Consider the following 17015-nt stretch of genomic DNA (forward strand, 5'->3'; position numbering starts at 1 on the left):
TAATGGGAGCTTTAGCATTAGTAGCAGCAGCAATCGTATTTGGTTTAGGGGCACTTGGTGCAGGTATTGGTAATGGTTTGATCGTAGGTCGCGCTTTGGAAGGTATTTCTCGTCAACCTGAACTTCGTGGTACTTTGCAAACAACGATGTTTATCGGGGTAGGTCTAGTAGAAGCAATGCCGGTTGTTGCATTGGTTCTTGCATTCATCTTGATGGGTCGTGCTTAAGAAATCGTTTGGCGGGGATGGTTGTAAAAGCCTCCACGCCTTCGTTTTGCCTACGCTAAGAGAAGGGAGTGACGTTACTTGCATATTGAATGGTCCACGTTTTTTATTCAAATCGTAGCCTTCTTGCTTCTATATTTATTGCTGCAAAAGCTGGCGTTCGGTCCTTTGTTTGGCATGATGGAAAAACGCAGACAGCTCGTTAAGGATCAAATTCAAACGGCTGAAAATAACCGGAAGCAGGCTGAGCAACTGTTAGAGGAGCAAAAGCTTTCTCTTCAACAGACTCGCAAAGAAGCACAAGACATTATCGAACAAGCCAAACAAATCAGTTCCAAACAAGCAGACGAAATTACGGCTGCTGCACGTGCGGAAGCGACTCGTGTTAAAGATGAAGCGATTCGTGATATCGAAAATGAGAAACATAAGGCGGTTGCCGCCCTTCGCAGCCAGGTTGGCGCGATGTCCGTTCTCATTGCTTCCAAAATTATCGAAAAACAAATTGATGAGAAATCTCAAGAGCAATTGGTAGAGCATTACCTGAAAGAGGTAGGAGGCAACCAATGAGCCAGGATACCATCGTAGCCAAAAGATACGCAAAAGCGCTTTTTGAGCTTGCCAAAGAACAGAACAAGATTGCTCAGGTAGAAGAAGAACTGAAGTTTATCGTAGCGGTATTAAAGGAAAACAGTGATTTGCACAAGCTGATCAAGCATCCAGGGATCGGGACTGTATCCAAAACAGCGCTGCTGAAAAACATTTTTGAAAGTCAGCTTTCGGAAATTACCTTTAGCACTTTGCTGCTGCTCATCGATAAAGGCAGGGAAGAATTGCTGGAATCGCTAGTGGGTTACTTTGTAACGATTGCCAGTGAAGCGCTTGGTCAAGCTAAAGCTGTTGTTTATACGCCGGTAGTTCTTCCACAAGCTGAGCTTGATCATATTGCTGCAACATTCAGCCAATTGATAGGCAAACAAATTCGTGTTGAAACGGCTATTGATACAAGCTTGTTAGGCGGAATTAAAGTGCGCATCGGTGATCGTCTGTATGACGGCAGTTTATCCGGCAAGCTGGAGCGGCTGCAAAAATCCTTGAATTCAACTCAAGCACTGTAGATAGGGGTGAGGAAGTATGAGTATCAAACCTGAAGAAATCAGTACGCTGATTAAACAGCAGATTGAACAATATAAATCAGACATTCAAGTTGTTGACGTAGGTACAGTTATCACTGTCGGTGACGGTGTTGCTCGTGCACACGGTCTTGAGAACGTTATGGCAGGAGAGCTGCTTGAGTTCCCTAACGGTGTTCTTGGCTATGCCTTCAACTTGGAGGAAAGCAACGTAGGTATCGTTATCCTGGGACCTTTCACAGATATTCGTGAAGGTGACCAAGTAAAGCGTACAGGTCGGATCATGGAGGTTCCTGTAGGTGAGGAACTGATCGGCCGTGTCGTTAACGCATTGGGCCAACCTGTTGATGGTAACGGTCCACTAAATACAACACACACGCGTCCGGTTGAATCACCGGCTCCAGGTGTTATGGCTCGTAAATCGGTTTTCGAACCGATGCAAACCGGTATCAAAGCGATTGACGCTATGATTCCAGTAGGCCGCGGTCAACGTGAGTTGATCATCGGTGACCGTCAAACGGGTAAAACTGCGATTGCAATCGATACGATTATTAACCAAAAAGGCAACGGTGTTAAGTGTATTTATGTAGCCATTGGTCAAAAACAATCCACTGTCGTTAACGTAGTTGAAACGCTGCGTCGCGCTGGCGCAATGGAATATACCATTGTCGTAACAGCAAGTGCTTCCGAGCCTGCTCCAATGTTGTGGCTTGCTCCTTATGCGGGCTGCGCAATGGGTGAATACTTCATGTACAAAGGCGAGCACGTATTGATCGTTTATGATGACTTGTCCAAGCAAGCAGCTGCTTACCGTGAGTTGTCTCTCTTGCTTCGTCGTCCACCGGGTCGGGAAGCTTACCCAGGTGACGTTTTCTACCTGCATTCCCGTTTGCTTGAGCGTTCGGCCAAGCTGAGTGATGCACTGGGTGGCGGATCGATTACTGCACTTCCGTTTATCGAAACACAAGCTGGTGACGTATCCGCTTATATCCCGACGAACGTTATCTCGATCACAGATGGTCAGATTTTCTTGGAGTCCGATCTATTCTACTCCGGTCAACGTCCAGCTGTTAACGTAGGTATCTCCGTATCCCGGGTAGGTAGCTCTGCACAAATTAAAGCAATGAAAAAGGTTGCCGGTACACTGAAGACTGACCTCGCCCAATACCGCGAGTTAGCGGCTTTCGCAGCGTTCGGTTCCGATTTGGATAAAGCTACACAAACTCGTTTGAACCGTGGTTTGCGTACATTGGAAATTTTGAAACAAGGCGTTCATCAACCGCTATCCGTTGAAAAACAAGTGGTTTCCATCTATACAGTTGTTAGAGGACATTTGGATGAAATGCCTGTACAGGATATTCGCCGTTTTGAAGCTGAATTCTTGGCGTTCGTGGATACGAAGCATCCGGAAATTTTCCAAAGTATCCGTGATACAAAAGATTTAACTACGGATAACGAAAATGCTTTGAAAGAAGCGATCAAGCAGTTCCAAAAAGGTTTCGCTACTTCGACTGTATAATGCACAATGAACAAGGGCTTCTCTTTATAGGGAAGCTCGGTGTTCCATTTTAAGTCTTTTATCAGGCTTTTCGAGTGAAGGCTTTTCTTAAGCAGAGAAGCTTCGAGAGAGAGGTGAGTCAGTTGGCAAAAGGAATGCGCGAAATTAAGCGCCAGATCAAGTCCGTACAAAACACAAAGCAAATCACCAAGGCGATGGAAATGGTAGCTGCATCGAGATTGAGAAAAGCTCAGGCAGCTGCTGAGGCTTCACGTCCTTACACGGATAAGCTTAAAGAAGTTGTAGGCAGTATCGCTGCAGGCAGCAAAGGTTTGAAGCATCCCATGCTGCAAAATCGTGAAATCAAGAAGACCGGATATCTTGTTGTTACGTCAGACCGCGGTCTCGCTGGTGGCTATAATGCTAACGTACTGCGCAGAGTGATGCAGGAGATCAAGGAAAACCATAAATCACCTAGTGAGTATGTGATTTTTGTAATCGGCCGTAAGGGCAGAGATTTCTTCCGTCAACGCAATATCGCGATTGCTGAAGAGGTAACGGGAATTCCCGATTCCCCAAGCTTTGCGGATATTAAATCCATTGCGGCATCGGCAGTGAAGAACTTCGAAAACGGTTCTTTTGACAAGCTGTATCTGGTTTATAACAAATTTATTAACGCAATCACGCAGGAACCGATGGTCAAGCAGCTTTTGCCTATGGAAAACATGGGTGGCGTTGCTTCCGTTGCTAACTATGAATATGAGCCTTCACCTGAGGGTGTACTTGAAGTGTTGCTGCCTAAATATGCAGAAACCTTGATTTATAGTGCGGTATTGGAAGGTAAGGCAAGTGAGTTTGGTGCCAGAATGACGGCAATGAACAATGCGACGAAAAATGCTACCAAGATGATCGGATCATTGACACTGGTTTATAACCGTGCTCGTCAGGCTTCGATTACACAGGAAATTTCGGAGATTGTTGCCGGCGCGAACGCACAAAATTAAAACTAAGGATCGTTTGGAAGTATAGCAGAATGTTGTGAATGCTTACGAAGCGACTTTATTCAAAATAAAGCTTGGAACTTGCTAGCGAAGAAAGTTGTGCTAAAGCAAAACTCGGCACATGCTTACGAAGATAGTTTTGCCAAAGCAAAACTTGAAGGAGGAGAAAACATTGAGCAAAGGTCGCGTTGTGAATATAACAGGACCGGTTGTCGACATTGAGTTTGAACGTGGGCAGCTTCCTGAGATTTTGAATGCAATCACAATTGAAAAAAAAGCCGAAAAAGCTGGCGAACAGGACATCAAGCTAACGGTTGAAGCCGCTGTGCATTTGGGCGATAACCTGGTTCGTTGTGTTGCAATGTCAACTACGGACGGTCTGGTTCGTGGTACAGAAGCAGTTGATACAGGTGCAGCGATTTCAGTACCGGTAGGTGCTGCAACGTTAGGACGCGTGTTCAACGTATTGGGTAACCCCATTGATGGTAATGAGGAAATAGACCGCACGTTAACGAGCCCGATTCATAAAAGTGCGCCTGCATTCGAGAACTTGTCGACGCAAGCGGAAATTTTGGAAACAGGTATCAAGGTAATTGACTTGATGGCTCCTTACGTTAAGGGTGGTAAAATCGGCTTGTTCGGTGGTGCCGGCGTAGGTAAAACCGTAACGATGCAAGAATTGATTCACAACATCGCATCCGAGCATGGCGGTATTTCCGTATTCGCCGGTGTTGGTGAGAGAACACGTGAAGGTAATGACTTGTATCACGAAATGAAAGAGTCTGGCGTTATCGATAAAACCGCGATGGTTTTTGGTCAAATGAATGAGCCTCCAGGTGCACGTCTGCGTGTAGCCCTGTCCGGTTTGACAATGGCTGAATACTTCCGTGATCAAGAAGGCCGTGACGTGCTTCTGTTTATCGATAACATCTTCCGGTTTACTCAAGCGGGTTCCGAGGTATCTGCCCTTCTAGGACGTATGCCTTCCGCAGTAGGTTACCAGCCAACGCTGGCAACGGAAATGGGTCAATTGCAAGAACGTATTACATCAACAAAACAAGGCTCGGTAACATCGATCCAAGCGATCTATGTTCCAGCCGATGACTATACGGATCCGGCTCCTGCTACAGCATTTGCCCACTTGGATGCAACTACCAACCTTGAGCGTAATATTGCTGCAATGGGTATCTTCCCAGCCGTTGATCCACTCGCATCTTCTTCCCGTATTTTGACTCCGGAAATTGTTGGCGAAGAGCACTACAACGTAGCTCAAGGCGTTAAGAAAACATTGCAACGTTACAAGGAATTGTTGGATATTATCGCAATTCTGGGTATGGATGAGTTGTCTGAGGAAGACAAGCAGACCGTTCACCGTGCTAGACGTATTCAATTGTTCTTCGCTCAGCCGTTGCACGTAGCCGAAGCGTTTAACGGTATCCCGGGACTTTTCGTTCCAATTAAAGACACGGTGCGCAGCTTTAAGGAAATTCTTGAAGGTAAGCATGACAACCTTCCAGAACCAGCCTTCCATAACGTAGGCGCTATTGAGCAAGCGATCGAAAAAGCAAAAACGATGTAAGTTCGCATAAGCGGACTGAAAGTATGCTTACGAAATGAGTTTGCATACGCAAACCATGCGAGTAAAGCTTTCCTAACGGAAAGCTCAGATGATGCTTACGAAGTAAAGCTTTCCTAACGGAAAGCTCTTAGGAGGAGTCCAAGTGAGTACTTTCTTACTGGAAATTGTTACCCCTGAGCGTAAAGTGTACACCGATCAGGTAGACATGATTAGCGTGAAGGGTGCAGAAGGAGAGCTTGGTATTCTGCCAAATCACATCCCTTTGGTTACTCCATTAAAAGTGGCGCCGGTTATCGTGAAGCAGGGCGGTAAGCAGCACTTTATCGCCGTGAATGGTGGCTTTATGGAGGTCCGTAAGGATAAGGTGGTCATATTGGCGGAAAGCGCCGAGCTACCGGAACAAATTGATATCGATCGTGCTAAAGAAGCCAAGACACGTGCTGAACAGCGTCTAACTTCCAAACAGGATCAAGTTGATTTCAAACGTGCCGAACTGGCTTTGCAAAGAGCGGTTAATCGGATCAACGTTTCCGGGAAATTATAAGGAAACGAACAAAAATGGAGGGACCTATGTTCCTCTTTTTTGTGTTTTATAAAAATTGTGATACGGAATATTGATTAGACACCTAAACACCCATTTGATATAATTGTGGGGCATATATGAACAGAAGTTATGTGATTGGTAGGATTTACAAATGGGGAAGGTTCGCGAATACAACTTGTGTGCGCTTACAAGCTTGTATGAGCTTCATCTTTCTTACTATCCTGGCAGCACATATCCATAAAGCTTATCTATTTTAGCATGGGGAGGCGAGTCGTTCACGATGTATATGAACAATTACGTTGTCGTAGCCATTTTTCTGATTCTCGGTGTATTGCTTCCCGTTGTTGCGCTTACGGCAGGCCGCTTCCTGCGTCCATACAAACCGTTGGATGAGAAGTATACTACTTATGAGAGTGGTAATGAACCGGTCGGCGAGAGTCATGTACGCTTCAACATCCGGTATTACTTATTTGCGCTGATGTTTGTTATTTTTGATGTGGAAACTGTGTTTTTGTACCCGTGGGCCGTTGCGTTTAAGCATCTCGGCTTGTTTGCTGTTGTCGAAATGGCGATTTTCGTAGGTCTGCTTGTGGTTGGATTAATTTATGCTTGGAAGAAGAAGGTGCTGCAATGGACTTCAATCTAGAGTCAATTAGTCCGGAAGAAAGAGAAGAGCTGGAGCGCAATGTTTTTATGACAACACTTGAGCAGGTCAAGGCTTGGGCGAGAAGCAATTCGTTGTGGCCGTTGACGTTTGGTTTGGCATGCTGTGCGATTGAAATGATGGGTGCTGGGGCTTCTCACTACGATTTGGACCGATTTGGCGTTATTTTTCGGACATCTCCCAGACAATCCGATGTGATGATCGTAGCAGGTACCGTTACGAAAAAGATGGCTCCACTGCTGCGACGTCTATACGATCAAATGCCAGAGCCCAAATGGGTAATTGCGATGGGCTCCTGTGCCACCGCCGGTGGACCTTACGTCAAATCTTATGCCGTTGTTAAGGGCGTGGATCAGGTCGTTCCGGTTGATGTCTATATTCCAGGATGTCCACCCAATCCTGCTGCTTTGATCTATGGAATTAACAAGCTGCAGGAAAAGATTCGTTATGAGGCGAAAACCGGCAAGCAGGTGACTAATCGATGAGCGATGAGCAGAAGAAAGATGAATTAATTAAAAATAAACTGGACAATGATCAGTTGCAGAAGGAACAACAGCAGAAAGACGAACCACCCAAAGTTGATGCTGATGGAGCTGTTGGTTCATCCTCTGATACGAAGGAACCGGATCAAGCTGACAGCATACCGACGTCAGAGGAGCAGCTGTCAGCAGCTCCGGATACGACAGGCAACTCAAACAATGAGAGCCCTTCAGCTGCTACGACAGAAGCCACAAGTGCGTCTGCGACTGAAGCTACTGGGGATGCTTCTTCAGTAGATGATGAGCAGGAAGCAAAGGCCAAGGCTGCTGCTGAAGCGCGCGCTGCCAGAGCCGTTGCCCGGGCCAAAAGGGCTGAGGCGGCGGGAGTAGCTCCTCCTGCTGCAACACCAAGCTCAGGTGCGACAGAAGCCCCTGTGGGTGAACCTGGGTCAGCAGATGATGATAAGGAAGCGAAAGCGAAGGCTGCCGCTGAAGCACGCGCTGCTCGTGCCAGCGCAAGAGCTAAGAAGACGGAGGGTGAAGAAGATGGAGCTCCTAAGGTTCCGTCTCCTTTACAGCCGCGGCTTGATCATTGGGTAAAGCTAATTAAGGAGCAGGCAGGCGAGGACGCGATCGAAGAAGCATTTATTAATGAAAGAGATGCACATTTGCCCTATATACTGGTTAAGAATGAGCACTGGGCTGGTGTTGCACTATTGTTGAAGCAGCACTGCGAGCTGAAGCTGAACTATTTGCGAAATGTTTCAGGCATTGATCAGGAAACCCATATGGAGGTTGCCTACCACTTACTTAGTCTGGATACGAAGGCTGAAGTGTGTGTGAAAGTGAAAACCTCACGTGAAGCACCATCCATTGAGTCGGTCACACCGATTTGGGCAACGGCCAATTGGAATGAACGTGAGATTTTTGATCTGCTTGGCATTGATTTTCCCGGACATCCGGACTTAAGAAGAATTATGATGTCCGACGATTGGGTTGGACATCCGCTGCGTAAAGATTATGAAGCGCTTGATCCGGAGGTGTAGAGGCTTTTGATTAGAACGGAAGAATTGCTGCTGAATGTTGGACCTCAGCATCCCAGTACACACGGGGTGTTTCGGATTGTAGTCAAGCTGGATGGTGAAATTATCACCCACGCTGATCCTGTAATGGGCTATCTCCACAGAGGAACGGAGAAGCTCGCAGAAAATTTATCGTATACGCAAATCATACCTTATACCGATCGAATGGACTATGTTTCAGCGATGACCAATAACTACGTGCTTGTGCATGCGGTTGAAAAACTGATGGGATTGGAAATACCGGAAAAAGCTGATTTTTTGCGACTAATTGTGATGGAACTACAGCGGGTTGCCAGTCATCTGGTATGGTGGGGAACCTATTTGCTCGATATTGGAGCGATGAGCCCGTTTTTGTTTGCATTTCGCGATCGGGAAATTATTATTGATCTGTTTAATGAACTGTGCGGCGCTCGTCTAACCTACAATTATATGCGGGTTGGCGGCGTGAAATGGGACGCTCCTGAGGGCTGGATCGAGAAGGTACGCAAATTCATACCTTACATGAGAGAGAAATTGATCGAGTATGGAAATTTAGTCAGTGGTAATGAAATTTTTCTGGCTCGGATCAAGGGCGTTGGGAAGTATGATGCTGAAACCGCGATTGCTTATGGTTTGAGTGGCGCTAATCTACGCTGTACGGGAATCAATTGGGATATTCGTAAAGATCAACCTTATTGCTTGTATGATCGGTTTGAGTTTGATGTGCCTGTAGGCTCCACAGGTGACTGCTATGACCGTTACCTACTGCGTTTTGAAGAGATGAGACAATCGCTGCGTATATTGGAACAGGCTGTCGAGCAGTTTCCCGCAGAGGGTGAGATTATGGGCAAGGTGCCTCGTGTGCTTCGCGCTCCAGAAGGAGAGGTATATGCCAGAATCGAGTCGCCTCGCGGTGAAATCGGATGTTATATCGTATCCAGGGGCAAGGATAAGCCTTATCGTTTGAAATTTCGCAGACCTTCCTTTGTTAACCTGCAAATTTTGCCCAAATTGTTGGTCGGGGAAACCATGACCAATCTAATCACGATACTCGGAGGCATTGATATTGTCGTCGGGGAGGTGGATTGCTAATGACCCAATTGTTAAATGAGCAGTTGACTTGGATCAACTTTGCGATTTTTTTCGCATGGGGCGTCGTCCTGCTGATGGTCGTATTAGGCTTTGTCACGTATGCAATTTATTTTGAGCGTAAGGTTATCGGCTGGATGCAGATGCGTGTAGGTCCGAATCGGGTAGGCCCGCTCGGGCTCCTGCAATCTGTAGCTGATGTATTGAAGCTGCTGCTTAAGGAGGATACAATTCCTCGTAAGGCGGAGCGGGAGCTGTTTATTTTGGCTCCGGTCATCACGTTTATTCCGGCATTTGTTGTTATCGCAGTCATTCCTTTTAGCGACAAGCTGTTCAGTACGAACCTGAATGTCGGGCTGCTGTTTTACGTGGCGCTATCGGGAATATCGACGATTGGCATCGTGCTTGGAGGTTGGGCTTCCAACAATAAATACGCATTAATCGGAGGTATGCGCTCCGCGGCGCAGATGATCAGCTACGAAATTCCGTTGGTCATTTCCGTTATCGGTGTTATTATGATGTCAAGCAGCTTGAACCTGAATGTGATTGCACAGGCGCAAGCCGGAGGATTCTGGCATTGGAATTTCCTGCCTCAGATTATCGGTTTTGCTGTGTTCGTTATTGCTGGGGTATCCGAATTGAACCGAACTCCATTTGACCTTCCGGAGGCGGAATCCGAATTGGTAGCAGGCTACCATGTAGAGTACAGCGGTTTCCGATTCGCGTTCTTCATGCTTGCAGAATATGTTTATGTATTCGCAATCGCCGGCCTTGCAACTACGCTGTTTCTGGGCGGATGGCATGCACCTTTTGCCTTTCTTGATTTTATCCCGGGTTTAATCTGGTTTTTATTAAAATTCTCAACCATCGTATTCTTCTTGTTCTGGATTCGGGCTACGCTGCCGCGGATTCGCGTCGATCAATTGATGGGATTAGGCTGGAAGGTCCTGCTTCCGTTAGCATTAATTAATGTTCTCGTTACTGCTGTTTATATGAGCATTGGCTGAGCATTGCTCCTATGCTGTCGGTGTATTTCTTCAAATAGGAAGGGTGAGAATCGATGAAAGGGATAGTTAAAGGTCTCAGTGTTACGCTCAAAAGCATGACTCAAAAAAAAGTAACGTATGCGTATCCTGAAGTGCCGATAAAGATGCCGGACCGTTTTCGGGGAATTCAATATTTTGATCCGGATAAATGCATTGTGTGCAACCAATGTGCACGTATTTGTCCAACGGAATGTATTACTTTAACAGGTAAAGCCAACCCGGACCCGGAGAAAAAAGGCAAGGTCATCGATACGTATGATATTAATTTCGAGCTCTGTATTTTGTGCGATTTATGTACGGAGGTATGTCCGACAGAGGCTATTGTTATGACCAATAACTTTGAGCTGAGTGCTTACAGCCGCGACGATCTTTTCAAAAATATGGCTTGGTTAAATGAAAATAATGTGAATGTGCGGAAGGAAAACAATTCAGCGCTTCCGAAAGGCGGGGCTAAGTAGCATGTTGAGCAATATGGGGACTTTTTTGTCCAGTGGTGAGAATATTGCCTTTTTCGTCTTTGCTTTAATGGCTATCGGCGGTGCGATCTTTATGCTGAGCTTTACGAAGGTTGTGCATATGGTTGTGGCTATTGCAATGACGTTTATTAGTATGGCTGGCTTGTACGTCATACTGAATGCGGAGTTTGTTGCTTTCGTGCAGGTGCTTATTTATGCGGGCGCGATTTCGATCCTGATGATATTCGGGATTATGATGACGAAGCATCAGGGCGAAGAGATCGAACCGAAACGGCCAGTGTACAATACTCTGCTCTTCATCGGGGCAGCCGGTTTGTTCGGGGTTCTGTTCTACGCTATCCAAAACACAACAATGCCTACAGGTGAATTCAACGAAGCAGCAGACAATACAATGGAAATCGGGAAGCTGCTGTTCACGAAGCACGTGATTCCGTTCGAAATTATGTCTGTGCTGCTGACAGTGTCTTTTATCGGTGCTATTGTCGTGGCGAAAAGGGAGGAAGATTAATCGTGAGTGGACTAAGTGGATTGGCCATACCTTATATGACGCTGGCAGCTATTTTGTTTTGTATCGGGCTTTATGGCGCTTTGTCCAAAAAGAATGCGTTGATCGTGCTGCTGTCGATTGAATTGATGCTCAATGCAGTCAATTTAAATCTTATCGCATTCTCGAAATTTGGTATACAGCCGAATCTGACGGGTCAGGTCTTTTCCTTGTTTAGTATTTCTGTCGCGGCAGCTGAGGTTGCGGTAGGTATAGCAATTTTAATTACGTACTACCGCAACAGGGGCACAACAGATGTTAATGAAATGAATTCGTTAAAACGATAAGCCATTGCCAACGCGATTTATAACATTCTTGAAGCCGTTTGCTGGGTTAACTTAAGAAATGATTTCGATGTAGCTTGTTATGCAAGCTTGTAGTAATGCTTTCGACGTAAGCTTGCTAAAGCAAGCTTTCTGTAACGCTTTCGATGTAGCTTGTTATGCAAGCTTGAAGGAGGACTTAAATTCATGGTATCGGCCTACTCACAGTACGCCTGGCTTATCCCGTTGTTTCCGTTGCTTTCTTTCTTAATTATGACTGCAGTTGGACGTCAATTGAAAGATGCAGGAGCCTACATCAGTATTGTTGCCATCTTCGCTTCCTTTGTGGTTTCCCTGATGATTTTTATCGAGCGTTTGGGTGGCAATATCGAAGATTATACGTGGAACAAGCTGCAGTGGATTAAGCTCGGAACGGGTTCCCTCACAATGGGATTCGAGATCACAAATTTAAATGCGCTCATGCTGGTAATTGTGACTTTGGTTAGCTTGCTTGTGAACCTGTATTCCAAGGGATACATGCATGGTGACGAGCGTATAAATGTATTTTTTGCGTACATAGCGCTGTTCACCTTCTCTATGCTGGGTCTGGTCATTTCGGAAAATCTGATTGAGCTGTACATATTTTGGGAGCTTGTCGGGGTGTGTTCGTTCCTGCTGGTCGGTTTCTGGTATTTCAAGCCGGAGGCACGTGCTGCTGCGAAAAAAGCTTTTATCGTCACACGGATCGGCGATGTCGGACTGCTGATCGCAATTTTGCTGCTGTTCTGGGCAATGCCGAATCATGCGATGGACTTCACCTCCATTCATAATGCATTCACTACCGGTAAAATTTCGGGAGGCACGGCAACCTGGATTGCGATTCTGATCTTTGTTGGTGCCGCAGGCAAATCGGGTCAATTTCCATTTCACACATGGCTTCCGGATGCTATGGAAGGGCCAACTCCAATCAGTGCCTTGATTCATGCGGCGACGATGGTTGCAGCTGGTGTATATTTGGTTGCCAGAACGTTTGATATTTTTCAGGCATCCCCTACAGCGCTTCTGGTTGTTGCATGTGTCGGTGGCTTTACGGCTATATTTGCTGCAACAATCGGTACAGCGCAAAATGATATCAAGCGAATTCTCGCTTATTCCACAGTCAGCCAGCTCGGATATATGATGATGGCTCTTGGAATCGGTACGTCAGTGGCTTACACAGCAGGCATTTTTCATTTGCTGACGCATGCCTTTTTTAAAGCGTTATTGTTCCTTGGAGCCGGCAGTGTCATTCATGCTGTGCATACACAGGACATTCATGAAATGGGCGGAGTCGGCAGTAAAATGAAAGTGACTGCATGGACGTTTGGGATCGGAACACTTGCGCTATCGGGTATTCCCCCTTTGTCTGGCTTCTGGTCGAAGGATGCTATTTTATCCGAAGCGTACTCACACAATATGCCTTTATTTTGGGTCGGCCTCATCGCAGCATTTTTCACGGCCTTCTATATGTCAAGATTGTTCTTCTTGGTGTTTATGGGCAAGCCGCGGCATCAAGTCAAGCTTCACGAGTCTCCTACAAGCATGACTCTGCCTTTGATTGTATTGGCTGTACTGGCTGTAGTTGCTGGATTCGTGTTTACACCGTTTAGCCCATGGCTGGGGTCCTGGTTGAGCGGACATGCAGAGACTGAGCATGCCAATATGGTTGTGATGGTGCTGTCCACCGTAGTCGGTTTGCTGGGTATTGGACTTGGTTATTTGGTCTATATCAAGCGTTCGATTCCAAGCGATGTCATTTCCAGCCGAGCGCCATGGCTCGTTCGTTTACTGCAGCGTAAATATTATATCGATGAGATTTACAATGCAGTTTTTGTGGAGCGGTTAAAAGGACTTGGGAATGTCCTCCATCTATTTGATGTGTATGTGGTAGATGGTATTGTTCGTTTGGTAAGCTTCTCGGTGGTCGGTGTAGGTAGGGTTGGCTCTCGTTTACAAAACGGTCATGTACAAACCTATGGGCTGGCAACATTGCTGGGTCTGCTGATCTTGATCCTGGCTATAGCCGGAAGGAGGTTCATTAATGCCGGATAGCTTGCACCTTTTATCGCTTATTGCGTTTTCACCGCTGCTCGGTGTTTTGATACTTCTGTTTGTTCCAAAAGATCAAGGGTTTTGGATCAAAACGATTGCGATCATCACGACACTTATTCCTCTTGGGCTATCTGCTTGGTTGTACGCAGCCTTTAATCAACAGGTTGCGGGCATGCAGTTCAAGGAAGAATTGGGATGGATTCAAGTACCGCTCAATCATGAGGCAAATGGTTTAAATCAGCTGACTTCATTTTTCTTTGAATTTAAGTATATGATGGCAGTGGATGGTCTTTCCTTGCCACTTGTCTTTTTGACGGCGTTGGTCGCTGCCATGGCAGCACTCGCTTCGGTTTATATCAAAAAACGATGGAAATCGTATTATATCTTGTTTTTGCTGCTTGAGACAGGGATGTTCGGTGTATTTATGGCGCAGGATCTATTTTTATTCTTCGTATTTTTCGAAATTACGATTATTCCGATGTTCTTCCTAATTGGAATATGGGGATATATGGAGCGAGAAAGAGCAGCTAATAAATTTCTGATTTATAACGGGGTCGGCTCAGCGATTATGCTGATTGCTTTCCTGATTCTTGTCAGCACAGCGGGCTTTGGACAAATTTCTAATGAGACCGGCACTTCCATTTATTACAGTGGGGATATCGGCGTCATCACCAGTCATTTGTTCGAGACGGAGGACTCCTATGTGAACCAGACGGACATGGAGGGCAATCCGTTCTACATGGGCGCTGGAATGAAATGGACCCTGTTCATTATGCTGCTGGTTGCGTTTGGGATTAAGCTGCCGATTTTTCCTTTTCACACCTGGATGCTCAAGGTACATACGGAGGCGCCGCCTTCGATTGTTATGATTCACTCCGGCATTTTGCTGAAAATGGGGGCTTTTGGTCTAATCCGTTTTGGGATTCTGCTCTTCCCACAGCAAGCGACTGCATGGGCTACTGTACTGGCGGTGCTCGGCGTCATTAACATTTTATACGGAGCTATTCTGGCTTTTGTACAAAAGGATTTCAAGCTGGTACTGGCCTACTCAAGTATAAGTCATATGGGTATTGTGCTGCTGGGTATCGCTGCGTTTAACACGATTGGGATGGAAGGCGCGATATTTCAGCTGGTGTCCCATGGCTTGATCTCGGCGCTTATGTTCCTATTGGTGGGCGCTATTTATGAGCGAACGAAAACAACGATCCTGGATGAGCTTGGCGGGTTGGCAAGAACCGTACCTTTTATTTCAGGAATCCTATTAGTATCAGGTATGGCTTCGCTTGGTTTGCCGGGATTATCGGGCTTTATTAGTGAATTTCTTGTCTTTGTCGGTTTGTTTCAAACGGCGAAGATCCTTACTGTGGTCGGTACGCTTGGCGTTATTTTAACGGCAGTTTATATTTTGCGAGGGGTTTTGGGCATTACTTATGGACCGTCCAAGGTACTGCCAGAAGGTATACGCGATGCACGGTTAGTAGAGGCAATTCCAATGATCACACTGGTTGCATTTATCGTCGTATTGGGTATTTATCCTTCTGTGCTCAGCGGGCCTCTGCATCAAACCGTCAATGGCTTCGATCAATTCATCCATGCAATAGCAAAGACAGGGGGTTAGACCGGTGGAACAGCTACATCTCCAATGGAGCGATCTTGGATACATGGCACCGGAGTTGACTCTGGTCATTGCTGCGGTGGTATTATCGTTGCTAGATCTGGTGCTGCCTAAACGAATCAATCGTACACTGCTTGGCTGGTTATCCTTGGCGAGCCTCATCATTTCTATAGGATTTGTGATTAGTTATCTCCAGCCTGCTGAAACGAAGCAGCTGCTTGGCTTCAGTTATCGAATCGATGATTTCGCCAATATTATTAAGCTGATCCTACTGACTGGAGCGGGCTTCGTTACCTTTATGAGTATCGGCCTCATCAAAGAGCGTGAAATTCCTCATATCGGCGAGTTTTTCTATTTGCTGCTTCCGGCAACATTAGGTGGTATGATCATGGCCTCCTCAGGGGACCTGATTACACTATTTGTAGGTCTTGAGCTGCTGAGCATTACCTCATATATTTTGGTGGCGATGCGCAAAAAGGATGTGCGAGCCAACGAGGGCGCTTTTAAGTATATGGTGCTTGGCGGAATCTCCTCAGCCATTATTTTATACGGGATGTCCTTTTTATACGGGATGTCCGGATCGACTAATATTGCTGAAATTAATAGTGCCATCGGTCAAAATGCAGCGGACCTGCTGCCCTTGATCTATGTTTCGTTTTTCCTGCTGCTGGCGGGCTTTGGTTTCAAAATCGCAGCAGCACCGTTTCATATGTGGGCTCCTGATGTGTATCAAGGAGCAGCAACGCCTGTTACGGCTTTTCTAGCTGTCGTGTCAAAAGCTGCTGCTTTTGCGATCACCTTCCGCGTCATGTATGGGATTTTTGTAGTAGGGCCGTTGAATCAATTGCCCATTCATGGAGATATGCTGCTATCGTTGATGGTGGTTGCAGCGCTTGCCATGATCATGGGTAATTTCACAGCACTTCGTCAAACAAATATGAAGCGATTGCTCGCCTATTCAGGCGTTGCTAATTCAGGTTACCTACTGGTACCGCTGGCAACTTACTTCTCGATGGTCCATTACTCTAATTTTTCGGAGTTCACCTTTTACTTGATTGCCTACCTGTTTATGAATATCGGAATCTTTGCTGTTGTGATGATTATCGAGCATTCTACAGGTGATGAGACAACAAGCGGGCTTGCCGGTTTGTACTACAGGGCACCAGCGACCGCAGTGGGAACTGTATTTTTAGTGCTGAGTCTGGCAGGTCTGCCTATATCGGGTGGATTCTTCGGGAAGCTGTACATTTTACTCGGAACATTGCAAACACAGAATTATTGGCTGGCTGCGGTGATGATCGGTACAAGTGTAGTCTCTTATTACTACTACTTTGGATTGATCCGTCAAATGTTCATGCGCAGTGATATGGAATCACGAGATGTGGTAGTGACTTGGCCGCTTGGCATTACACTGTGGCTGTGTGTTGCAGCCAGTATAGTTCTTGGGATAGTGCCGCAGTGGGTGCTGAGCTGGATTGAACGAATATTTTCGATTTCTCAGGATTTGCTGTTCTTCGGTTAGTTTTGTTTGGTAAGGTGTTCAAGCTCGGCAGCTGCGCGGTATGCGCACTGCCGGGCTTTTTTTTGGCGTATAAACCAACAACTGCAAGGGGGGGTTATTTATGCAAAAGCGGAGACATCGGTTATCATGCGGCAAATTTATAGCTGCTTTAAAGATAATTGAAGCCTACCTGTTTGTTGAATGAATCTC

At 46.1% G+C, this 17015-nt stretch carries 18 protein-coding genes; all 18 read left to right on the plus strand.

Translation table 11 applies throughout. The features are described 5' to 3' along the window. Positions 1-2: 2 nt before the first annotated feature. Complete coding sequence (gene atpE, locus BM210_RS22480) at positions 3-227, plus strand: F0F1 ATP synthase subunit C (RefSeq protein WP_076233548.1); 225 nt, start codon at positions 3-5, stop codon at positions 225-227. A 78-nt stretch (positions 228-305) separates the two neighbouring features. Next, positions 306-791, plus strand: coding sequence for a F0F1 ATP synthase subunit B (atpF, locus tag BM210_RS22485; protein WP_091173738.1), 486 nt, complete (start codon positions 306-308; stop codon positions 789-791). Next, entirely contained in the window at positions 788-1339 is a 552-nt protein-coding gene (locus BM210_RS22490) for a F0F1 ATP synthase subunit delta (RefSeq protein ID WP_091173740.1), read from the plus strand. Before atpF ends, BM210_RS22490 begins: the two co-directional genes overlap by 4 nt. Before the next feature lie 16 nt (positions 1340-1355). After that, complete coding sequence (gene atpA / locus BM210_RS22495) at positions 1356-2873, plus strand: F0F1 ATP synthase subunit alpha (RefSeq protein WP_091173743.1); 1518 nt, start codon at positions 1356-1358, stop codon at positions 2871-2873. A 122-nt stretch (positions 2874-2995) separates the two neighbouring features. After that, the gene (gene atpG, locus BM210_RS22500; RefSeq protein ID WP_091173746.1) at positions 2996-3856 is read left to right on the plus strand and encodes an ATP synthase F1 subunit gamma; all 861 of its coding nucleotides are present in this window, start codon (positions 2996-2998) and stop codon (positions 3854-3856) included. Positions 3857-4025: 169 nt separating this feature from the next. Continuing rightward, on the plus strand, positions 4026-5432 hold the full coding sequence (atpD, locus tag BM210_RS22505; RefSeq protein ID WP_091173747.1) for a F0F1 ATP synthase subunit beta: 1407 nt from the start codon (positions 4026-4028) through the stop codon (positions 5430-5432). A 142-nt stretch (positions 5433-5574) separates the two neighbouring features. Next, positions 5575-5976 (plus strand): F0F1 ATP synthase subunit epsilon, encoded by a 402-nt coding sequence (locus BM210_RS22510; RefSeq protein WP_091173750.1) that lies wholly within the window; start codon positions 5575-5577, stop codon positions 5974-5976. A 280-nt stretch (positions 5977-6256) separates the two neighbouring features. Then, positions 6257-6622: an NADH-quinone oxidoreductase subunit A gene (locus BM210_RS22515; RefSeq protein ID WP_091173751.1), complete on the plus strand. Its 366-nt coding sequence runs from the start codon at positions 6257-6259 to the stop codon at positions 6620-6622. Next, positions 6607-7125 (plus strand): NuoB/complex I 20 kDa subunit family protein, encoded by a 519-nt coding sequence (locus BM210_RS22520; RefSeq protein WP_076233540.1) that lies wholly within the window; start codon positions 6607-6609, stop codon positions 7123-7125. The genes BM210_RS22515 and BM210_RS22520 overlap by 16 nt, the downstream gene beginning before the upstream one ends. Further along, positions 7122-8165: an NADH-quinone oxidoreductase subunit C gene (locus BM210_RS22525; protein WP_091173755.1), complete on the plus strand. Its 1044-nt coding sequence runs from the start codon at positions 7122-7124 to the stop codon at positions 8163-8165. Before BM210_RS22520 ends, BM210_RS22525 begins: the two co-directional genes overlap by 4 nt. 6 nt (positions 8166-8171) lie before the next feature. Then, positions 8172-9272 carry an NADH-quinone oxidoreductase subunit D gene (locus BM210_RS22530; protein WP_091173758.1) on the plus strand — a complete coding sequence of 367 codons (1101 nt, stop codon included), beginning with the start codon at positions 8172-8174 and terminating at the stop codon, positions 9270-9272. After that, on the plus strand, positions 9272-10276 hold the full coding sequence (gene nuoH / locus BM210_RS22535; RefSeq protein WP_091173760.1) for an NADH-quinone oxidoreductase subunit NuoH: 1005 nt from the start codon (positions 9272-9274) through the stop codon (positions 10274-10276). The genes BM210_RS22530 and nuoH overlap by 1 nt, the downstream gene beginning before the upstream one ends. Before the next feature lie 53 nt (positions 10277-10329). Continuing rightward, on the plus strand, positions 10330-10773 hold the full coding sequence (nuoI, locus tag BM210_RS22540) for an NADH-quinone oxidoreductase subunit NuoI (protein WP_091173761.1): 444 nt from the start codon (positions 10330-10332) through the stop codon (positions 10771-10773). Between the two features lies 1 nt (position 10774). Then, positions 10775-11299 (plus strand): NADH-quinone oxidoreductase subunit J, encoded by a 525-nt coding sequence (locus BM210_RS22545; protein ID WP_091173763.1) that lies wholly within the window; start codon positions 10775-10777, stop codon positions 11297-11299. Positions 11300-11334: 35 nt separating this feature from the next. Further along, positions 11335-11622, plus strand: coding sequence for an NADH-quinone oxidoreductase subunit NuoK (gene nuoK, locus BM210_RS22550; RefSeq protein WP_091173965.1), 288 nt, complete (start codon positions 11335-11337; stop codon positions 11620-11622). 183 nt (positions 11623-11805) lie between these two features. Next, the gene (nuoL, locus tag BM210_RS22555) at positions 11806-13689 is read left to right on the plus strand and encodes an NADH-quinone oxidoreductase subunit L (RefSeq protein ID WP_091173765.1); all 1884 of its coding nucleotides are present in this window, start codon (positions 11806-11808) and stop codon (positions 13687-13689) included. Then, positions 13679-15307 (plus strand): complex I subunit 4 family protein, encoded by a 1629-nt coding sequence (locus tag BM210_RS22560; RefSeq protein WP_091173767.1) that lies wholly within the window; start codon positions 13679-13681, stop codon positions 15305-15307. Before nuoL ends, BM210_RS22560 begins: the two co-directional genes overlap by 11 nt. Positions 15308-15350: 43 nt before the next feature. Continuing rightward, complete coding sequence (locus BM210_RS22565; protein WP_091173967.1) at positions 15351-16826, plus strand: NADH-quinone oxidoreductase subunit N; 1476 nt, start codon at positions 15351-15353, stop codon at positions 16824-16826. The last annotated feature ends 189 nt before the right edge of the window (positions 16827-17015 follow it).

The organism is Paenibacillus sp. 1_12, assembly GCF_900114475.1.
Lineage (GTDB): Bacteria > Bacillota > Bacilli > Paenibacillales > NBRC-103111 > Paenibacillus_S.

Bases quoted from the DNA above. Each gene is read 5' to 3' on its own strand.
- nuoI (WP_091173761.1), top strand. From the start codon at position 10,330: ATGAAAGGGATAGTTAAAGGTCTCAGTGTTACGCTCAAAAGCATGACT.
- BM210_RS22565 (WP_091173967.1), top strand. From the start codon at position 15,351: ATGGCACCGGAGTTGACTCTGGTCATTGCTGCGGTGGTATTATCGTTG.
- nuoL (WP_091173765.1), top strand. From the start codon at position 11,806: ATGGTATCGGCCTACTCACAGTACGCCTGGCTTATCCCGTTGTTTCCG.
- atpE (WP_076233548.1), top strand. From the start codon at position 3: ATGGGAGCTTTAGCATTAGTAGCAGCAGCAATCGTATTTGGTTTAGGG.
- BM210_RS22515 (WP_091173751.1), top strand. From the start codon at position 6,257: ATGTATATGAACAATTACGTTGTCGTAGCCATTTTTCTGATTCTCGGT.
- BM210_RS22545 (WP_091173763.1), top strand. From the start codon at position 10,775: ATGTTGAGCAATATGGGGACTTTTTTGTCCAGTGGTGAGAATATTGCC.
- BM210_RS22525 (WP_091173755.1), top strand. From the start codon at position 7,122: ATGAGCGATGAGCAGAAGAAAGATGAATTAATTAAAAATAAACTGGAC.
- nuoK (WP_091173965.1), top strand. From the start codon at position 11,335: ATGACGCTGGCAGCTATTTTGTTTTGTATCGGGCTTTATGGCGCTTTG.
- atpA (WP_091173743.1), top strand. From the start codon at position 1,356: ATGAGTATCAAACCTGAAGAAATCAGTACGCTGATTAAACAGCAGATT.
- BM210_RS22520 (WP_076233540.1), top strand. From the start codon at position 6,607: ATGGACTTCAATCTAGAGTCAATTAGTCCGGAAGAAAGAGAAGAGCTG.
- nuoH (WP_091173760.1), top strand. From the start codon at position 9,272: ATGACCCAATTGTTAAATGAGCAGTTGACTTGGATCAACTTTGCGATT.
- BM210_RS22490 (WP_091173740.1), top strand. From the start codon at position 788: ATGAGCCAGGATACCATCGTAGCCAAAAGATACGCAAAAGCGCTTTTT.
- BM210_RS22560 (WP_091173767.1), top strand. From the start codon at position 13,679: ATGCCGGATAGCTTGCACCTTTTATCGCTTATTGCGTTTTCACCGCTG.